The organism is Paludisphaera borealis, assembly GCF_001956985.1.
GTDB classification, from domain to species: Bacteria; Planctomycetota; Planctomycetia; order Isosphaerales; family Isosphaeraceae; genus Paludisphaera; species Paludisphaera borealis.
The window spans coordinates 276,797-294,503 of sequence record NZ_CP019082.1 but is presented as its reverse complement, the minus strand read 5'-3'; the positions used below and the strand labels follow the sequence as shown (position 1 = coordinate 294,503).

The 17,707-nt window shown below is 65.2% G+C and carries 14 protein-coding genes; 11 read left to right on the top strand and 3 right to left on the bottom strand.

Annotation, left to right across the window (positions count from 1 at the left end):
* Positions 1 to 430 precede the first annotated feature (430 nt).
* The 5 genes from BSF38_RS01220 to BSF38_RS01200 all read left to right on the top strand — a co-directional run bounded on the left by BSF38_RS01220 (position 431) and on the right by BSF38_RS01200 (position 6,945).
* Positions 431 to 1,858 (top strand): UbiA family prenyltransferase, encoded by a 1,428-nt coding sequence (locus BSF38_RS01220; protein ID WP_099092055.1) that lies wholly within the window; start codon positions 431 to 433, stop codon positions 1,856 to 1,858.
* Positions 1,859 to 2,092: 234 nt separating this feature from the next.
* The gene (locus BSF38_RS01215; protein WP_076343093.1) at positions 2,093 to 3,382 is read left to right on the top strand and encodes an O-acetylhomoserine aminocarboxypropyltransferase/cysteine synthase family protein; all 1,290 of its coding nucleotides are present in this window, start codon (positions 2,093 to 2,095) and stop codon (positions 3,380 to 3,382) included.
* 274 nt (positions 3,383 to 3,656) lie between these two features.
* Complete coding sequence (gene metX / locus BSF38_RS01210) at positions 3,657 to 4,826, top strand: homoserine O-acetyltransferase MetX (RefSeq protein ID WP_076343092.1); 1,170 nt, start codon at positions 3,657 to 3,659, stop codon at positions 4,824 to 4,826.
* 64 nt (positions 4,827 to 4,890) lie between these two features.
* Positions 4,891 to 5,727, top strand: coding sequence for a 3-keto-disaccharide hydrolase (locus BSF38_RS01205; protein WP_076343091.1), 837 nt, complete (start codon positions 4,891 to 4,893; stop codon positions 5,725 to 5,727).
* Positions 5,728 to 5,811: 84 nt separating this feature from the next.
* Positions 5,812 to 6,945, top strand: coding sequence for an EVE domain-containing protein (locus BSF38_RS01200; RefSeq protein WP_145951919.1), 1,134 nt, complete (start codon positions 5,812 to 5,814; stop codon positions 6,943 to 6,945).
* A 50-nt stretch (positions 6,946 to 6,995) separates the two neighbouring features.
* Here BSF38_RS01200 and BSF38_RS01195 read toward each other — a convergent pair whose 3' ends face one another.
* A complete protein-coding gene (locus BSF38_RS01195; protein ID WP_145951918.1) occupies positions 6,996 to 7,553 on the bottom strand; it encodes a hypothetical protein in 558 nt (185 codons plus the stop codon).
* A gap of 116 nt (positions 7,554 to 7,669) precedes the next feature.
* Here BSF38_RS01195 and BSF38_RS01190 point away from each other — a divergent pair, with 116 nt between their 5' ends.
* The 6 genes from BSF38_RS01190 (at position 7,670) to BSF38_RS31840 (ending at position 14,456) form a co-directional block, all read left to right on the top strand.
* Positions 7,670 to 9,001, top strand: coding sequence for an MFS transporter (locus BSF38_RS01190; protein WP_168189284.1), 1,332 nt, complete (start codon positions 7,670 to 7,672; stop codon positions 8,999 to 9,001).
* Between the two features lie 30 nt (positions 9,002 to 9,031).
* Positions 9,032 to 9,442 (top strand): hypothetical protein, encoded by a 411-nt coding sequence (locus BSF38_RS01185; RefSeq protein WP_145951917.1) that lies wholly within the window; start codon positions 9,032 to 9,034, stop codon positions 9,440 to 9,442.
* Positions 9,443 to 10,482: 1,040 nt separating this feature from the next.
* Positions 10,483 to 10,821: a PadR family transcriptional regulator gene (locus tag BSF38_RS01180; RefSeq protein WP_076343087.1), complete on the top strand. Its 339-nt coding sequence runs from the start codon at positions 10,483 to 10,485 to the stop codon at positions 10,819 to 10,821.
* Positions 10,809 to 11,282 carry a hypothetical protein gene (locus BSF38_RS01175; RefSeq protein WP_076343086.1) on the top strand — a complete coding sequence of 158 codons (474 nt, stop codon included), beginning with the start codon at positions 10,809 to 10,811 and terminating at the stop codon, positions 11,280 to 11,282. Before BSF38_RS01180 ends, BSF38_RS01175 begins: the two co-directional genes overlap by 13 nt.
* 365 nt (positions 11,283 to 11,647) lie before the next feature.
* A complete protein-coding gene (locus BSF38_RS30505; protein WP_145951916.1) occupies positions 11,648 to 12,178 on the top strand; it encodes a hypothetical protein in 531 nt (176 codons plus the stop codon).
* 280 nt (positions 12,179 to 12,458) lie between these two features.
* Entirely contained in the window at positions 12,459 to 14,456 is a 1,998-nt protein-coding gene (locus BSF38_RS31840; RefSeq protein WP_237170690.1) for an SGNH/GDSL hydrolase family protein, read from the top strand.
* A 783-nt stretch (positions 14,457 to 15,239) separates the two neighbouring features.
* Here the strand turns inward: BSF38_RS31840 and BSF38_RS01160 are convergent.
* Together BSF38_RS01160 and BSF38_RS01155 are read right to left on the bottom strand one after the other, a co-directional pair.
* Entirely contained in the window at positions 15,240 to 15,746 is a 507-nt protein-coding gene (locus tag BSF38_RS01160) for a hypothetical protein (RefSeq protein WP_083712601.1), read from the bottom strand.
* A gap of 15 nt (positions 15,747 to 15,761) precedes the next feature.
* A complete protein-coding gene (locus tag BSF38_RS01155; protein ID WP_076343085.1) occupies positions 15,762 to 17,690 on the bottom strand; it encodes a GTPase family protein in 1,929 nt (642 codons plus the stop codon).
* Positions 17,691 to 17,707: the final 17 nt, after the last annotated feature.

Here is a 17,707-nt window from a genome sequence, read left to right as displayed (position 1 = left end):
TTCGACGCGACGGCGGAGCCCTCGCCCCCGCGACGCACCCAATCACACTTCCAATCCTAGGTGACGTTTCTTGAATCCGCCGTGTTGCCAAATCGCGTCACGCGGCGCGAACGGTCGGTCGGCCGTGCATTTTTCGAAAGAGCACAACGAAACCAACGTCTTCCAAACACATCGCTTACGTCTCCTGACGGCGACGCGTGGGTTGGAAAATCAACGTGCCGCGCCGCGGCGCGACCAAGCCACGTCACCAGGGAGAGCTTCATGGCATAGAGTCCTCGTAGGATTCCTGCGCAGAGCCTCGCGAGACGGCCGCGCCGAGCACTCTCTCCAAAGAGGGGCGTCGGCCGGCGTTCCGGATCGCCCCGATGAAGCGATTTCTTGGCGATGGATGAAGCGAACTCTTGGCGACATGAGACCTTGGAATATGGCGATGACCACGACGGAACGTTCTCTCCCGCTTTGCGTGGACCTCGACGGCACCCTGATCGCGACCGACCTTCTCTGGGAATCCACCTTCACGCTGATCCGCACGCGGCCGATGGAGGCGGCCCTCATGCCGATCTGGCTGCTCAAGGGCCGCGCGAATTTGAAGGCGAGGATCGGCGAGCGGGTCGGCGTGGACGCTCGGTTGCTCCCCTATCGGGCCGAGGTCGTGGATTATCTGCGGGGCGAGCGGGCCCGGGGCCGCTGGCTCGTGCTCGCCACCGCCGCCGATCGACGACTCGCCGAGGCCGTCGCCGAGCACCTGGACGTCTTCGACGAGGTCGTCGCGTCCGACGACGGCCGGAATCTCAAGGGGCGCGAGAAGCTCGCGGCGCTTCAAGCGCGCTTCGGCGCCGGCGGGTTCGACTACCTGGGAGACTCGCGTGCCGATCTGCCGATCTGGGAGGCCGCGAACAAGGCCTTGATCGTCCGGACCGACCGCTCGATCGAGCGGCGGGCAGCCGCCGTCTGCTCGCCTTCGCTGATCTTTGACGGTGCAGGGGGAGGTCCCAAAGCCTTGGTCAAGGCGCTCCGCCCGCACCAGTGGGCCAAGAACGTCCTGGTGTTCGTCGCTTTGATCGCCGCGCACCAGGTCTTCCATCTCGGGCCCTTGCTGAAGTGCGGCATGGCGTTCCTCGCCTTCAGCTTCACCGCTTCGGCCGTCTACATCCTCAACGACCTCCTGGACCTGGAGTCCGACCGCCGGCATCCCAGAAAGCGGCGCCGGCCGTTCGCCAGCGGCGCGGCGTCGATTCCCGCGGGCGTGGGCCTGATCGTCGCGCTGCTCGGTGCGGCGACGGCGGCGGCGGCGTTCCTGCCCCCGTCGTTCATCGGCCTGTTGATCCTCTATCTCGCGCTGACGACCGCCTATTCCGTCTACCTCAAACGCAAGCTCATGGTCGACGTCCTGTGCCTGGCGGGCCTCTACACGCTGCGCATCCTGGCCGGAGGGGCGGCGGCCTCGATCGTGATCTCGCCTTGGCTGATGGCCTTCTCGATGTTCTTCTTCCTGAGCCTGGCGTTCGCCAAGCGATACACCGAGCTGACCGCCGCCGAAGGCTCCCTGGAGAAGATCCCCGGACGCGGCTACTGGCCGATGGACCTGGAGTTGATCCGGTCGGTCGGTCCGACCAGCGGCTATCTCTGCGTTCTCGTATTCTGCCTGTACCTCAACAGCCCCGACGTCCGGACCCACTACGGCCGGCCCGAAGTCCTCTGGCTGTCCTGCCCGCTTCTGCTCTACTGGATCTCCCGCATCTGGTTCCTCGCCTACCGCGAACAACTCGACGACGACCCCGTCGCCTTCGCGCTCCGCGACCGCATCAGTTACTTGATCGGTGGCGCCATGATGGTCGTCCTCGGCGCCTCCCTCTAGCTCGACGCCGCCAGGCCGCGGATGCGGCTCATGGATTGATGGAAGTGCTCGCCGCCTACTTGGCCGCGCGGAACGATCTGGAATCGCGGTCGCGGATGAGATCTAATTCATCATTCGCGGTCTCGCGCGCGAGGATCGCGGTCGATTCTCTCCGTATTTCCCTGTTGAACTGGAACCCAGCGAGCGGACATCCTCCCAGCCGAGGAGGGTTCGACGCCTAATAGCGGTCACTCCATGAAACTTGAGACCCTCTGCCTGCACGGCGGCGCCCAGCCCGACCCGACCACCGGCTCCCGAGCCGTGCCCGTCTATCGGACGAGCTCGTTCGTCTTCAAGAGCGCGGAGCACGCGGCGAATCTGTTCGCGCTGCGCGAGCTGGGCAACATCTACACCCGGCTGATGAACCCGACGACCGACGTGCTGGAGAAGCGCGTCGCGTTGCTCGAAGGGGCCCCCGAGATGGGCGGGCTGGGAGTGGCGTCGGGCACCAGCGCCATCTTCTACTCGATCATCAACCTCGCTCAGGCGGGCGACAACATCGTCTCGGCCCGCAACCTCTACGGCGGCACCTACACCCAGTTCCACGACATCCTGCCGGCGCTGGGGATCACGGTCAAGTTCGTCGACTCCAACGACCCCAAGAACTTCGCCGACGCCATCGACGACAAGACCCGGGCCGTGTTCTGCGAATCGGTCTCGAACCCGGCGGTCGAGATCACCGACCTGGACGCCGTGGGCAAGGTCGCCAAGGACCACGGGATTCCCTTGATCGTCGACTCGACGTTCTCGACCCCCTACCTGACCCGCCCGCTCGACCACGGCGCCGACATCGTGGTCCACTCGCTGACCAAGTGGCTGGGCGGCCACGGCGCGGGCATCGGCGGCATCGTCGTCGACAGCGGCCGGTTCAACTGGGCCGGCGGCAAGCACCCGCTGTTCACGACGCCCGACGGCAGCTACCACGGCCTGCGATGGGGCGTCGACCTGCCCGATCCGCTCCTGCCGCTGGCCTACATCCTCCGGATGCGGACGGTCCCGCTCCGCAACCTCGGCGCCTGCATCGCCCCGGACAACTCCTGGATGTTCCTCCAGGGGATCGAGACCCTGCCGCTGCGGATGGACCGCCACTGCGAGAACGCGCTGGCCGTCGCCAAGCATCTGAAGTCGCACTCCCAGGCGACGTGGGTCCGGTTCCCCGGGCTCGAAGGCGACCCGATGGGCGAGCTGAACAAGAAGTACCTCAAGGGCAAGGGAGGCGCGATGGTCGTCTTCGGCATCAAGGGGGGGAGCGCCGCGGGCAGCAAGTTCATCGACTCGCTCAAGCTGTTCTCGCACCTGGCCAACGTCGGCGACGCCAAGAGCCTGGCCATCCACCCGGCGACGACCACGCACTCGCAGCTCGACGAGCAGCAGCAGAAAGACGCCGGCATCACCCCCGACCTGGTGCGCCTGAGCGTCGGCATCGAGCACATCGACGACATCCTCGCCGACATCGACCAGGCCCTCAAGGCCGCCGCCGTCTAGCGCGTTTTGCGGTTGGGTTGCATGCCGGACGCACTTCTCCCCGCATGCGGGGAGAAGGTGCCCCGAAGGGGCGGATGAGGGGCCTTCGATCGCCTCGGCCCTGGAAATCCCCCTCATCCGGCCGTGCCGGCCGCCTTCTCCCCTCGCGAGGGGAGAAGGCATGCTCACGACGGCTTGTTTTGGCTGTCGCGTACAATTCAAGCGAGACCCGACCTAGATTCGCTCGCTTATCGTCCACGGTCCTCGTCTTCATCGCACTCTTGCCGCGAGTTTCATGAGCCAGCTTCCAAGCGAAACGCGAACGCTGTTCTTCGAGTTCAACGACCCCCAGAATCCGCTGCCGATGCGCGTGGGGCCGCCGCTGTCGCGGTTCACCCTGGCGTACGAGATGTACGGCCGGATGAACGCCGACCGGTCGAACGTCGTCTTGCTCTATCACGCGATGACGGGGAGCCAGCACGCCGCCGGCCTGAACACCAGCGTCGAGGGTCTTGACGGCCGTTGGACCGACGAGCTGCACGAGGGCTGGTGGGACGGGTTCATCGGCCCCGGCAAGGCGCTCGACACCGACAAATTCTGCGTCGTCTGCGCCAACTACCTGGGGGGCTGCTACGGTTCGACCGGCCCGGCGTCGATCAACCCCGAGACCGGCGCGCGGTGGGGACCGTCGTTCCCCGTCCTCCGGATGTGCGACGTCGTCGAGTCGCAGATGAAGCTGCTCGACCATCTCGGCGTGCAAAAGCTGCACGCGGTCGTCGGCGCCTCGCTCGGCGGCTTCCTCGCGCTGTTGACCGCCACGAGGCATCCCGACCGCGTCCGCATCGTCTTGCCGATCGGCACCGGCACCGAGACGACGATCCATCAGCGGCTCTTGAACTTCGAACAGGTGACGGCCATCGAGGCCGACCCGCACTTTCAAGGGGGCGACTACTACGACGCCCCGCGCCCGGACGTCGGCCTGGCGCTGGCCCGGCGGATCGCGCACAAGACGTTCATCTCGCCCGACGCCCTCCGCGTTCGCGCCCGCGAGGAGGTCGTCAGCCAGCGGCCGCCCCACGGCTGGTACGAGATGAACCACCCGGTCGAATCGTACATGCTGCACCAGGGGCAGAAGTTCGTCAGGCGGTTCGACGCCAACTCGTACCTCCGCATCCTCGACGCCTGGCAGTGGTTCGACCTCGTCGCCGAGGCCGGCGCCAAGGACGTCCGCGACCTCTTCCGGCCCTGTCGAGGCCAGGACTTCCTCGTCTTCAGCATCGACTGCGACCATACGTTCGAGCGCAAGGAGCAGGAGAAGCTGGTCCGGCTGCTCAAGCAGGCCGAGGTTCCCGTGATGTGGATCACGGTTCATTCCGACAAGGGCCACGACTCGTTCCTGCTCGAACCCCGGCTGTTCACCCCGCACATTCAAGCCGTGCTCAACCGCCGCGACGACGACGCGTGACCCGCCCCGCGGGCCGCGGCGGATCGCGGAATTCCTCGTCCTCTCCCCGAAAGGAAATCCGACCATGATCATCAGCCGACGACTCGCCTGGGGAGCCTCGACGCTCGCCGCCGGCGTGCTCGCGATCGCCGCCGCCGGAGTGGGGCAACAGGCCGCCCGTCGGCCGGGATTCAAAGACACCCCGATGCTCCCCGGGGGACGCTGGCACGTCCACGACAGCGACCGCCCCTGGCCCGAAGTCGTCACCCCCGGCGCGGCCAGCACCCAGGACCAGCCGGGCAAGGCCCCGTCCGACGCAGTCGTCCTGTTCGACGGCAAGGACCTCTCGAAGTGGCGGAGCGAAAACGGCGCCGACGCCGGCTGGGACGTCAAGGACGGCGCGGTCGTCTCCAAGCGGGGCGCGGGGACGCTGGTCAGCCGCGACGAGTTCGGCGACAGCCAGATCCACGTCGAGTTCGCCACACCGAACCCGCCCCACGGCAGCGACCAGGGCAGGGGCAACAGCGGCGTCCTGATCTTCGGCCGTTATGAGATCCAGGTGCTCGACAGTTTCGACAACCCGACCTACGCCGACGGCGGCGCGAGCGCCGTGTACGGCCAGCACCCGCCGCTCGTGAACGCCTCGCGCAAGCCCGGCCAGTGGCAGACCTACGACATCCTCTTCACCGCCCCCAGGTTCAAGACCGACGGCTCGGTCGAGACCCCGGCCCACGTCACGGTGCTGCACAACGGCGTCGCCGTCCACAACCACGCGACCATCTACGGCCCGATGGCCTACCGCAACCTGGCCTCCTACCAGGCCCACGGCCCCAAGGGCCCGCTCGTGCTCCAGGACCACGGCGACCCCGTCCGCTTCCGCAACATCTGGGTCCGACCGCTCAAGGCCGAAGACGAGAACTGAGCCGCCGCGACCACGCCCGCCCCCTCTCCTCTCGCGAGCGGGGCGGATCATTCTACTCTCCCACTCCCAATCGCTGAGACGCCCATGAAGTATTGGCTCAACTTGTTCACGGCCAAGACATGGGCTGAATTCCGTGACGCCGGCGGGAAGACGAGCGGCTTTCGAGAGCATGGTCGCGCCAGGGCCAGTCGGGTCACACCAGGCGATATGTTTCTCTGCTATCTCGTGGGAGTGAAACGCTGGGTCGGTTTGTTGAAGATTGAAACCGGCCCCTTCAAAGACGAGGCACCAATCTATGAAGAGGAGATCTTTCCGGTCCGATTCACGGTGGAATCCTCAATCGCACTCCCTCCCGAGCTGGGAGTCCCCATGGAATCCCTGGCGGGTAAACTGAGCTTCTTCCCCCTCGACGCCACCTCTCGACAATGGTCCGGGCGGGTTCGCGGCTCGTTGAGCCTCTACCAATCCCAAGACGGCGACGCGATCGCTTACGCCATCCGTCAGGCAAGCCAGAATCCCGTCTCGAGGCCGGTCGACCCCAAGCAACTCGAGCGATCGGCAAATCTCTATAAGATCAAGCCGAAAGGGGAAGGCGATGAGACCGAGAGAGTCGTCAGAATCCCTCCCAAGGAGGAGGAGTCGGAGGAACTTGAAGCGAGCGAGACACTCATCAAAGAGGAATCGACCCACACCGAGATTCAATGGCGACTGCTGGATCTTGGCTCACAGATGGGACTGAGCGTCTGGGCCCCCCGCGCCGACCGAGGGCGAGTCTGGCGGTCGAATGTGATCGGCACTTCGAAGAAAATATTGGAGAAACTCCCCACCCAATTTAACGAGGCCACGACCAAGACCATCGAAAACATCGACGTCCTATGGCTGAGCGGACAAACCATCGTGGCGGCCTTCGAGGTCGAGCACACGACGACGGTCTACTCCGGCCTGCTGCGTATGTCGGACCTGCTGACGATGCAGCCGAACTTGGATCTCAAGCTCTTTCTGGTCGGACCGGACGACCGCTATGCAAAGTTCACCCGCGAAATCGCCCGTCCCACCTTCGCCTCTCGACCCAAGCCATTACACGCGGTCTGCGGCTTCCTGCCCTACTCGAAACTGTGCGCGCGATTGAACGAGGCGAAGAACGTGATTCGCTTTCTCAAGCCCGAATTCATCGATGAGATCGCCGAATTCTACGATCCGGCCGAAGACATCGTCTGAAATCCACCGCACCGATCAACGGAACCGTCACCAAACCGTAGCGATCCAGACTACCGCGGCCATGCGGCCTTGGGGTCGAAGTTGATGACTCCCGTCTCGGGCCTGGCAGGGATTTGCGGCCGGAGATACGGTTTGTCGGACGCCTTGTGGCACGAGTAGCACACCGTGAGGCTGTCTCGATAGATCGTCTCGAAGGCCGCCTTGTCCTTGCGGTCCACGGCCTGCTTCAATTGCGTCAACTGGCTGTTCTCGAACGCTTCGAGGATGCCCGACAGGTTGACGTCGCGGCCCGCGTCGTCTTTGCGGACGGGCTTGGACCGGACCGCCCAGCGGAGGTGGGATTTCGTCTCGCCGAGGTAAAAGTCGGCGAGCGGCCAGTTCTCGGCCTCGCCCGCGAACCAGAGGTTCGTGAAGTGACCGCCGACGTCGGCCATGATGTGCGCCTGGTCGGGAATCAGTTCCTTCAGCGCCTTGATCTCGGCCGCCAGATCGTCCCCCTCCTTCGCGGCTCCAGCCAAGGCGGCCGGCGCCGCGCCGTCGCAGCCGGCGGCGGCGAATGCGGCGGCGACCGCGAAGAGGCTCGCGAACACAAGGGCGTGTTGATTCATCGATCGACGCTCCTCACTGGTCGGGACCGATCGGACGTGAGACGATTCCGAGGTCGATTCTACGTCCCAGGGAAGACGCTGTCTGCCCAGCCGGCGATTGGCCGAAGGATGTCGCAATGACCGACCTCGCCGCTTCGTCCGCCGAGATTGACATCGAGGCGACGCAAACCGCCACGGCCGACGCGCGCCGACGACGGCGGATGCTGGTCTTGTTGATGGCGATGATCGCGCTTTGCCACTTCAACCGGATCAGCATCTCGGTGGCGGGCGCCGAGCATCTCATGGAGGAGTATGGGATCGGCGAGGCGCGGATGGGGATGGTCTACTCGTCCTACCTGCTCGTCTACACGCTTTGCATGCTGCCGGGCGGCTGGCTGATCGACCGCTTCGGGCCGTGGCGGGCGTTCCTGACGTTGGGGATCGGGTCGTCGATCCTGGTCCCGATGACCGGGCTGGCGAGCTTCGCGACGACGTCGAGCGTCGTCCTCGTCCTCTGCCTGATCCGGGGCCTGCTGGGAGTCGTGAGCGCCCCGCTGCACCCGGCGGCGGCGCGGGCGGTGTCGTTCTGGTATCCCCCGAGCGGCCGGGGAGCGGCCAACGGCCTGGTGACGGGCGCGGCGCTCCTCGGCATCGCGGTCACGTACACCGTCTTCGGCTTCCTCATGGACCTTGTGGGATGGCCGTCGGCCTTCGTCGCGGCGGGCGTGGCGACGCTGCTGCTGACGCTCGCCTGGTGGGCGTGGGCCGGCGACCGATCCTTGATCGACGACGAAGAACCCACCCCGATCCCGGCCGGCGGGTCCGAGGGACGCGCCGCGTTCGTCGCGTTGCTGCGGAATCGCAGCCTGGTCTTTCTGACGATCAGCTACGCGACGGTCAGCTACTTCCAGTACCTGTTCTTCTACTGGATGCAGTACTATTTCGACGTGATCTTGAAGCTGGGCAAGGCCGACGGCCGGCTCTTCACGATGATCCCAACGCTGGCGATGGCGTTCGGCATGATGGCGGGCGGCTGGCTCGCCGACCGCGTCCAGGCGCGGTTCCCCGGCCGAATCGGCCGGATCGCCGCCCCGGCCTTCGCGATGCTCGCCAGCGCGATCTTGCTGGCCATGGGCGTCCTCGGCGACCGACCGGTCTGGGTCGTCGCCTGCTTCACTCTGGCCATGGGCGCGCTGGGCGCGAGTGAATCGCCGTTCTGGGTGACGAGCGTCGAACTCGGCGGGAGACGCGGCGGCCTTTCCGCCGCCATCCTGAACACCGGCGGCAACCTCGGCGGCATGCTCGCGCCCGTCGTCACACCGCTGTTCAGCGGCTACTTCGGCTGGAAAGCCGGCCTCGGCCTGGCGAGCGCCCTGTGCGTCGTCGGCGCCGGCCTTTGGCTCTGGATCGATCCGGAGGAAGAGACGATAGTAAAGTCGGTTGCGCTCGCTATGCCGGATTTGCCATGACGACCGGTCCCAACCTCTTCGGGGCGGCCCATGTCGAAGGTCAGCATGTCGGACTTCTCACCATCCGGTGAAAAAGTAGAAAAGGAATCGACTCGCGACGGCTTCCTGCTTCACGTCCTGGGATGCGCACTTCTGCTCTCCCTCCTGGGCTTCGTGGGGCCGAGGCTCTATGCGATCTACCGCGACTTCGGAGTTCCTCTGCCCCGCGCGACGGTCAATGTGTTTCGAGCGTCGCACCTGGGAGCCTACGTCGTACCGATTTTCGTGGCGCTGCTCGCTGCGGATCGGCTTGTGCTGAAAAGCCTGAAGCGAAGGGGCGACGCCGATTGGCTTCGCTTCTACTCGAAGTCCGTATGGATGGGCCTGGCGATGCTCATCCTATGGACGCTCTTCGCGTTGTGCGTTCCTCTCACCACGACCATGACGCGTCTCAGCGGCTGAGATTTCCAACCTCCGATGCCGCCACGCAGGGGCCGAAGGGGTGGTCATCGCATCCGGGACACCTTACGATCGGGGCGTTGGGCCGAGCAGCTACGAGGCCGCTCGCCAGATCAAGTTCACAGCAAGACCGAGACCGAAATGACGCACAACCGACGCCACATGCTTCTGTCCGCGATCTCCCCAACCACATCGTTATCACTAATATATATCAAAAACCAGTACTATATCCTATTCGTATTATCGTTAAATACTTTTCTCCTCACCATGTTCGTATCAATAATGTGGTCCATATGCTTTGACCCGACAAAGCCACCGAAGCTACGGTTTGGGCTGCGGACGATCATGGTCGCTATCGCGCTGATAGCGCTGCAGATGGCGGCATTGATGAAATGGCAAGAACGCTTCTCGCGAGACTCCTATTCGAAAACAGCATCCTATCATAAGTCCATGGCCCAACTGAGTCGAGATCATAGCTTGTCTCTCGCCTCCTCGGAATACCTCGTTGACGATCCGAGTGACACCGCACCACAAAGGGAATCCAGGAAGTATGCACGAGCCTTGGCGAAAGCGGCCTCGGAAGAGGCCGCATACCACGATTCTCTCCGTCAGAAATACGAACAAGCAGCCCGATTCCCGTTGCACCCTGTCGAGCCGGACCCACCTCCGCCAAAAAGCCCCAAGCCTCGACCCAGTTTGAAGAAGACAGAGCCAGATCGGCCGATCGAGTGAGCGCGTCAGATGCGTCGTTGGCGCCGCCCGCTGGTTGTGGATCCCCCCCCAGGAAGGGGCCGAAGCCAAGCCGGCGATCGAAGCCCTGTCGTGAGACGGGAAATCCTGGCCGAACCGCCCCCGAGGCCTACCAGAACACCTGGACCCGCTTCGACGACTTGCCGACGCCCGCTCAGCACGAGGAATGCGGCCTGAAATACGCGTACGATTTCAAAGCCGGCACGCTCCGGCTCGGCGGAGGGTAATTTTCGGTTGCCATACATTGCGGTGCAATGTATAGTACCGCAAGGCATCGGCAAGGAGTCCATCGCATGATCGACAAAGACCTCGTCGCCGCGTCTTCGCGGCCGTTGATACTGTCCATCCTGGCTCAGGGTGAGAGTTATGGGTATGCGCTGATCCAACGCGTGCGGGAGTTGTCCGGGGGACAGCTCCAATGGTCGGACGGGATGCTCTATCCGGTATTGCACCGACTGGAGAAGGAGGGGCTGATCAAGGCGTCGTGGCGTGTGTCCGAGACGGGTCGTCGCAGGAAGTACTACCGGGTCTGCTCGACGGGGCAGAAGGAACTGGCTCGCCAGCGCCAGCAGTGGATGGCGATCCACCACGCACTCGAACAACTCTGGGAGACAGGGTTATGTCCGACCTGAATATTAAGATCAAGGCGTGGCGCAACGCCCTCGCCTCGGAAATGTCGGCCGCCGATCTTGACGAATTGGAGGATCACCTGCGGCAGACGCTCGCCGCCCTGCCCGAAGATTCTCTAAGCTTTGACGAACGGTTTCTTGTCGCCACACGTCGACTGGGCGAGCCGCAGTCGCTCGTCGCGGAATTCACCATGGCCCGCGAGGCACGTGCCTGGCCGGAACACGCCGTGTGGATGGCGATCCTAGGCATCGTTTGCCTGGGAATTGGATCGTGGGTCGCATTGACCACGCTCTACAATCTCGACGAGCGTTTCGCCGACCACTTGAACGAATGGCTTCCCCAGCCCGTAATGATCCGCCTTTGCTTCGCTCTGCTGATGACGGGCTTGGGGTCGTGGAGCTTATGGCGAGGCAGCCACATGGCCGTGAGCGACGCAGGCTCGGCCGAGACCCAAGGCCAGTAGCTCTGTAGGATTCGCGCAGTGGACTTTCCGGGGGCCATTTCCAGTTCGCACAGCGGCCCCGGATGTCCCACGTCACTCGCAGGTCGAGAGGGGCGATCTCATATCGTGGGGCGGTGCCGCGGGTTCGATCCGCAAAGCCGTGAGACCGGCGACGGCCAGCGCACACGAATTCGGCGGAGCGAATCCGTGGCCCCCATGCTTCTTCTTGCATGGTTCTCATCACGAAGGACCGATCGGCCCAGGCGACGCGGCCGTCTGGCCTTCGCCTTTGGGACGGATTACGATCGGGGGCGTTGGACCGAACAGCTCACCACAGTCATGACGCGCCTCAGCGAAAGACGCTCGTTCCACAAGGGTGCATACAAATGGCTGGCTTACCGCTATATCTTTTTTTTATCATCATCTTTAATACTTTTCATATGACGGTATTGGCGTCGAGATTGTGGTCCAAACGCTCTGATCCGACAAAGCCAACGCCACGAGGGATCGGGTTGCGGACGATGCTGATCGCTATCGCGCTGATAGCGACGGAGATGGCGGCATTGAACAAATGGAACGAATGGAACCAGACCGCCTCACTTCGATCTCAATATCTAAGCAAATCCTCACATCATGGTTTTTGGGCCCACGGAAGTCGGGGCGACGCTCGCATGTATTTGGAAGGCTCCGACGTCTATTCGAGTGACACCGCACGACAAAGGGAATATAAGGACTACTTACGAGCCGAGGCGAAAGTGGCCTTGGAAGAAGCCGAGTACCACGATTCTCTCCGTCAAAAGTACGAACTGGCAGCCCAATCCCCATTGCGTCCTGTCGCGCCAGACCCGCCTCCTCCAAAAAAACCCAGGCGTCCACACGGCTTGGAGAAGTCAGAGCCAGATCGGCCGATCGAGTGAGCGCGTCAGGATGACCGAGAGATAGAGTAGCCCCCGCTTCTGGGACCAATCGGCAAGTTATCCTTGAGACATTGCGACTCACGGTCCAAGCGGGGCGGACCGAGCCCGTGGCACCCATGATTCTGCTTGCCTTATTTTCATCACGAAATACCGATCGGCCCGGGCGACGCGGCCGTCTGGCCTTCGTCCTCGAAGCGGATTACGATCTTGGCGGCCCGCCGAACCGTCCGTCGCGAGGCCGTTCCACGAAAATCCGATCCTGATCCGGGCCGAGGTCGCCATGACGCACATCCGTTTGCACGGGCTTTTAGTCGCCGTCCTACTGTCCGGAGCCGCCTGGGCGAAAGCCGACGAGAAACCGATCGACTGGCGCGACGTCCGCTCGCTGGCCTTCGAGGGGCAGGGGTGGAAGGACGTGAAGGCCCCGTTCGACCGCCTTCCGGGCAAGGCGGAAGGGGTCGTGCGCCCGCCCGTCTGGTCGAACTCGCGGAACTCGGCCGGCCTCTGCGCCCGGTTCGTCACCGACGCGACCGAGATCCACGCGCGATGGACGCTCACCTCGGATCGCCTCGACATGCCCCACATGCCGGCCACCGGAGTCAGCGGCCTCGATCTCTATGCCCGCGATGATCAGGGCCACTGGCGCTGGGTGGCCGTCGGCCAGCCGGAAGCGGCGAAGAACACGAAGGTGCTGGCGCAGGGCCTCAAGGCCGGATCGCGGGAATACCTGGTCTATCTCCCCCTCTACAACGGCGTCTCGACCGTCGAGATCGGCGTCCCGCGCGGGTCCAAGCTCGATCCGGCCGGGCCGCGGGAGGAAGGACGACGCCGGCCGATCGTCTTCTACGGCACCTCGATCACGCACGGCGGATGCGCCTCGCGGCCGGGCATGGTTCACACCGCGATCGTCGGCCGCCGGCTCGACGTCCCGGTGATCAACCTCGGCTTCTCCGGCAGCGGCACGATGGACCCGTCGATGACCGACCTGCTCGCCGAACTCGACGCCGCCGTGTACGTCATCGACTGCCTGCCGAACATGGCCGCCGACGACGTCGCCTCCCGGACCGAACCGCTCGTCAAAACGCTCCGAAAGGCCCGCCCCGACACACCGATCCTGCTCGTCGAAGACCGTTCGTACACCGACTCCACCTTCCTGGACGCACACCGACAGCGCAACGAAACCAGCCGCGCCGCCCTCAAGGCCGCCTACGAGCGGCTTCGCGCCGAGGGGATCGCGAACCTGCACTATCTCGAAGGCGAGTCCCAGGTCGGCGATGACGGCGAGGGGACCGTCGACGGCTCGCACCCGACCGACCTCGGCTTCATGCGCATGGCCGACGTCTTCACTCCGGCGCTCGCCCCGCTCGTGAAGGTCGCCGATGCGGCGGCCCCGGCCGAGAAGGGCGCGTGGCTTATCGGGTTCGCCGACCTGGAGAAACGCCTCGGCGAGCCCGATCTCCGCGTGCTCGACGCGCGTCCCAGGGCGGCTTACGACAAGGGCCACATCCCCGGCGCGGTCTGGGTCGACGCCAAGGCCGTGGCGGCGACGTCCACGAAGCCCGGCGCGCTTTCGGACCGCGCCGCCTGGGAGCGCTGGATCGCGCCGCTGGGGATCGGCCCGAAGACGAAAGTCTTGATCTACGACGCCAATCGGCAACTCGACGCGGCGCGGTTCTGGTGGCTGCTCCGCTACCTGGGCGTCGAGCGCGTCGGGCTGATCGACGGCAATTTCCCGGTCTGGGCCAAGGACGGCCGCCCGGTGACGACCGCGATCCCGAAAGTCGAGCCCGTCCCGTTCCCGGTCGTCCTCCGTCCCGACGTCCTGGCGACCCGCGACCAGGTGCTCGCGGCCCTCGGCTCGAAGTCGTCGACGATCATCGACGCCCGCAGCGAAGGCGAATACAACGGGACGGTCAAGTTTTCCCAGCGGTCAGGCCACGTCCCGACCGCTTGCAGCCTCGAATGGGAGAAGTTCGTCGACGAGAACGGCCGCTTCCTCGATGAACCGTCCCTCCGCGCCAAGCTCGCCACCGCCGGCGTCAAGCCGGACGACCCCGTCATCACCCACTGCCAGGGGGCGGCCGCGCGTCGGTCGACGCCTTCGTCTTCGAGCGCCTCGGCTTCAAAACCCGCAACTACTACCTCGGCTGGTCCGACTGGGGCAACGCCGCCGACACTCCCGTCACAACCGAACCCAAGAAATGACGGCCGACGGATCCGCGTGGTATCCAACCATCATGACGCCGTCGGGACGCCCGGCCTCATGAAAATGAGCTGACGAGAAGTCACGCGGGCTTCCATGAAAATTCCGATCCGTGCTTTGCCGTAGGGGCGCCCCTTGTGGGTGCCCGATCGCCGAGCGTGAGCGGTCGGCCTGAAACGAACCGGGTGCCCCTACCGGCCCCGGTCGACCGCAAGCCCTCATTTTCATGAGGCCGGGCGTCCCGACGGAGACATGATGGTTTGTAGATCGCGGGTCGAGAGCACGGCCGGGGATCGAGTCAGTCCCGCTTCAAGGGCTGGACGGATTACACCGGACAAACTCAGCCTGACGGTCGCAAGGGCCAGATGTCGGCCGTGTCGTAAACTAGCCCATAAGGGAAGGTGCGCCTTCCTCGCTCCTTGCCAATCCGGTGGTCGGTAAGTCGTCGAGCCGGTACAGCCCGGCAGGCGTCGAGGCAAGGTTGAAAAGTGGACGAGCGAACCCAATTCACATGGGGCCGGCGGGCGGTGACAGAGGTGTCGGCGAGGGTGAAAAGTGGACGAGCGAACCCAATCCGCAGAGGGATGGCTCGATGGCCGCTGGGGCGCGGAGAGACGTTATCGGCGCGATCGAAGCCAATCGAACAGCCGCAATCAAAGCCTTGTCGAAATGAGAGTTACGGCGACGGAACAGCCGATTGGGTTCGCGCGAACGAAGCCAATTTCGGGATGAGGTGGAAGGAGCGGGGGGGGTCGCGCCGGTCGTCCCCGGTTGGGTTCGTTCGCGAGGGGAGGTTAGTGAGGGGCGGCCTGGTTTCGGCGCGAACGAAGCCAATTTCCCGGGCCGGCTCGTCGGGCGTCAGAGCAGATCGTCGAACGACTCCTTCTTCTTGGGGACCCAGCCGAACAGGGCGAGTTTGGCGGGACGCTTCAGCTCGGCCCAGTTCCCGGCGTCCTTGATCGCCTGGTCCCAGGTGACGCCCCGCAGCTCCCGGTAGCGCCGGACGGCCTTGCCGATACTTCCGTTCCGGACCAGGGCGTCGATCTCCGCGACCTTCAGGCCGATCTCCTGGCTCAGTTCGGTGCTGGGCAGGTCGCGGTAGGGCCCACGATCGATCTCATCAAGGGGCTGCCGCCCGGGCTCTTTCGTCTGGGTCTTGATGAAGCGTCGCAATTCCGAAGGGTCCAGATACATCCAGACGTGGCCGCACGACAAGCAAGCTCCGTGCTTGAGCTCGACTCCCATGAGGCTGCGGGACAGCCGCGCATGCTCGGGGATGAAGGCGATGACGGCCCCCGGGGTCCCGACATGACCGTTCACGATGGTCGCCACGTTGCAGCGGGGACAGCATTCCGATTCCGTCATGGGCGTATCCTCAACTCAGCTCAAAGTGACTCGCGTGGGCTTCGTCTCCACGGCGTTCGGGAGGGGGACGGCGGCGGGGAGGGTCGAACCGGGTTCGTGAGGCAGGGCCTGCCGGGGTTCGGCGCGGAGGGCGCCGAGGCCGAGGTCGAGGACGCCGCCGACCTTGTCCTCGATCTGGGACAGGTCGCGCTCGATGGCCGAAAGGGCGACGGCGTGAGCCCGAATCGCGGCGCAGGCGTCGGCGGCGTCGCGGCAGAGCGCGTCCAAAATCGGGGCGCGGGAGAGCCGATCGACGACGGCCTTCAACTCGACGTCCAGCCCCCGGTTCAGCCAGTGCAGCAGCAATCCGCCGACGGCGGCGCCCCAGGCCAGGCACCAGAAGGCCGACTGGAAGAAGAAGTCCAGGCCGAGCAGCGGCCGGTCGTTCCAGAGGTGGTCGATGAAGAAGTTGCGGCCCAGGCGGAGCACGAGGAAGGCCGGCAGCAGGCTGAAGAGGATCTCGAAAAACAGGTGGACCGACCTCCCCGCGCGGCGCGCGATCCGCCGCTCGACGACCTCGTTGACCTCGGCGTCGAGCCGCTGATAGACCTCGACGGCCACCTCGGCGAGCTGCTGGTTCGAGAAGTCGCCGCCGGCCTCGGGGGTCGCCGCGGGTTGGATCTCGGCGTCGGCCAGGTAGCCCTGCAACACGGCCCGGGCGGCGGCGAGGTCGCCTTCGGTCAGGCCCAGATCGGCCTCGGCCACCAGAGCCGACGCCGCCCGGCGCTCGCGCCACTTCTCGGCCACGAGCTGGCTGGCGGCCAACCCTCCGGCGAGCACCGCCTGGGTCGGAGTCCGGGCGCGGAGCAAGATCAACGACCGCACGAGGCTGCCGGCGGCCGACCAGAGGCCGATCAAGGCGGCGAGCGGGCCGGCGCCCCACGCCTGGTTCAACTGACGGAGGACCCGGGACCGCCAGAGCCGGTGGTTGGAGTCGATCCGCTCGTTCATCCGGGCGCCGATCTTCGACGCCATCCGGGTCCGCTCGCGGCCCATCGACGCTTCGAGCTTGGCGACGTCCTCCAGCCGCGCGACGATCGGCGTCTTGATCGCCGACAGCAGCCAGCTATACAGCCCCAGCAAGTTCGCCCTTCGGATGCGGTGTCGCGCCCGACTGGCCAGCTCGTGCTCCAGGAGGTCGCGAAACCGCCCGAACTCGTCGTCGACCGGCTCGCCGCTCTCCTGTCGGGCGAGGGCGTCGGCGGCGTCGAACCGGTAGATCTCGGGGACCCGCAGGCCCAGCGAATCGAGGTACTTCCGCAGGTCGGCGCGGTTGTCGTGGTCGATCGCGGCGTGGGTCTGGACGAACAGGATCTGACGCCCCGGCGCGTTCTTCCGAAGCTCCTGGCCGACGACGTGCGACTTGTACTTCTGGGAGGTGACGGTGTGGACCATCACGTCGCAATGAGGAAGCACGGCGCGGAGGATGTCGAGGTGCCGCCGGCCCCCCTCGCCGTCCTCGGGGTCCTGGGTGTCGGGGTCGGGGCAGTCGATCAGGATCATCTGTTCGAGAAAGGGGATATGGATTTGATGAACTTCGATCGAATCGGCGTCGAGGCCGAGGAACGACGGGTCGACGTCGGGGTGGCAGGCGACGACCGCGCGGCGGGTCATCGGCCGGTACTCCTTGCCCGCCCGGCTGACCCGGCGGCCGAGCAGGGCGTTGTACAGCGTGCTCTTGCCCGTCCCCGAGCCCCCCAGGAAGCCGACGACGAGCGCGCGGTCGAGGTCGATCTCGGGCACGCGGAGCCGGGGTTCAAGGCGGGCGACGAGCCCCTTGGCCTCGTCGAACGGGGGCCAGGCGGGCGCCTGCCGCGCCCACTCGACCAGCTTGGCGTGGAGCCGGTCGAAGCCCGCCAGCAGGTGCTCGCGTTCCCAGTCGGCCTTGGTGAATCGCTCGGCCAAGTGCGTCTCCTCCTCGT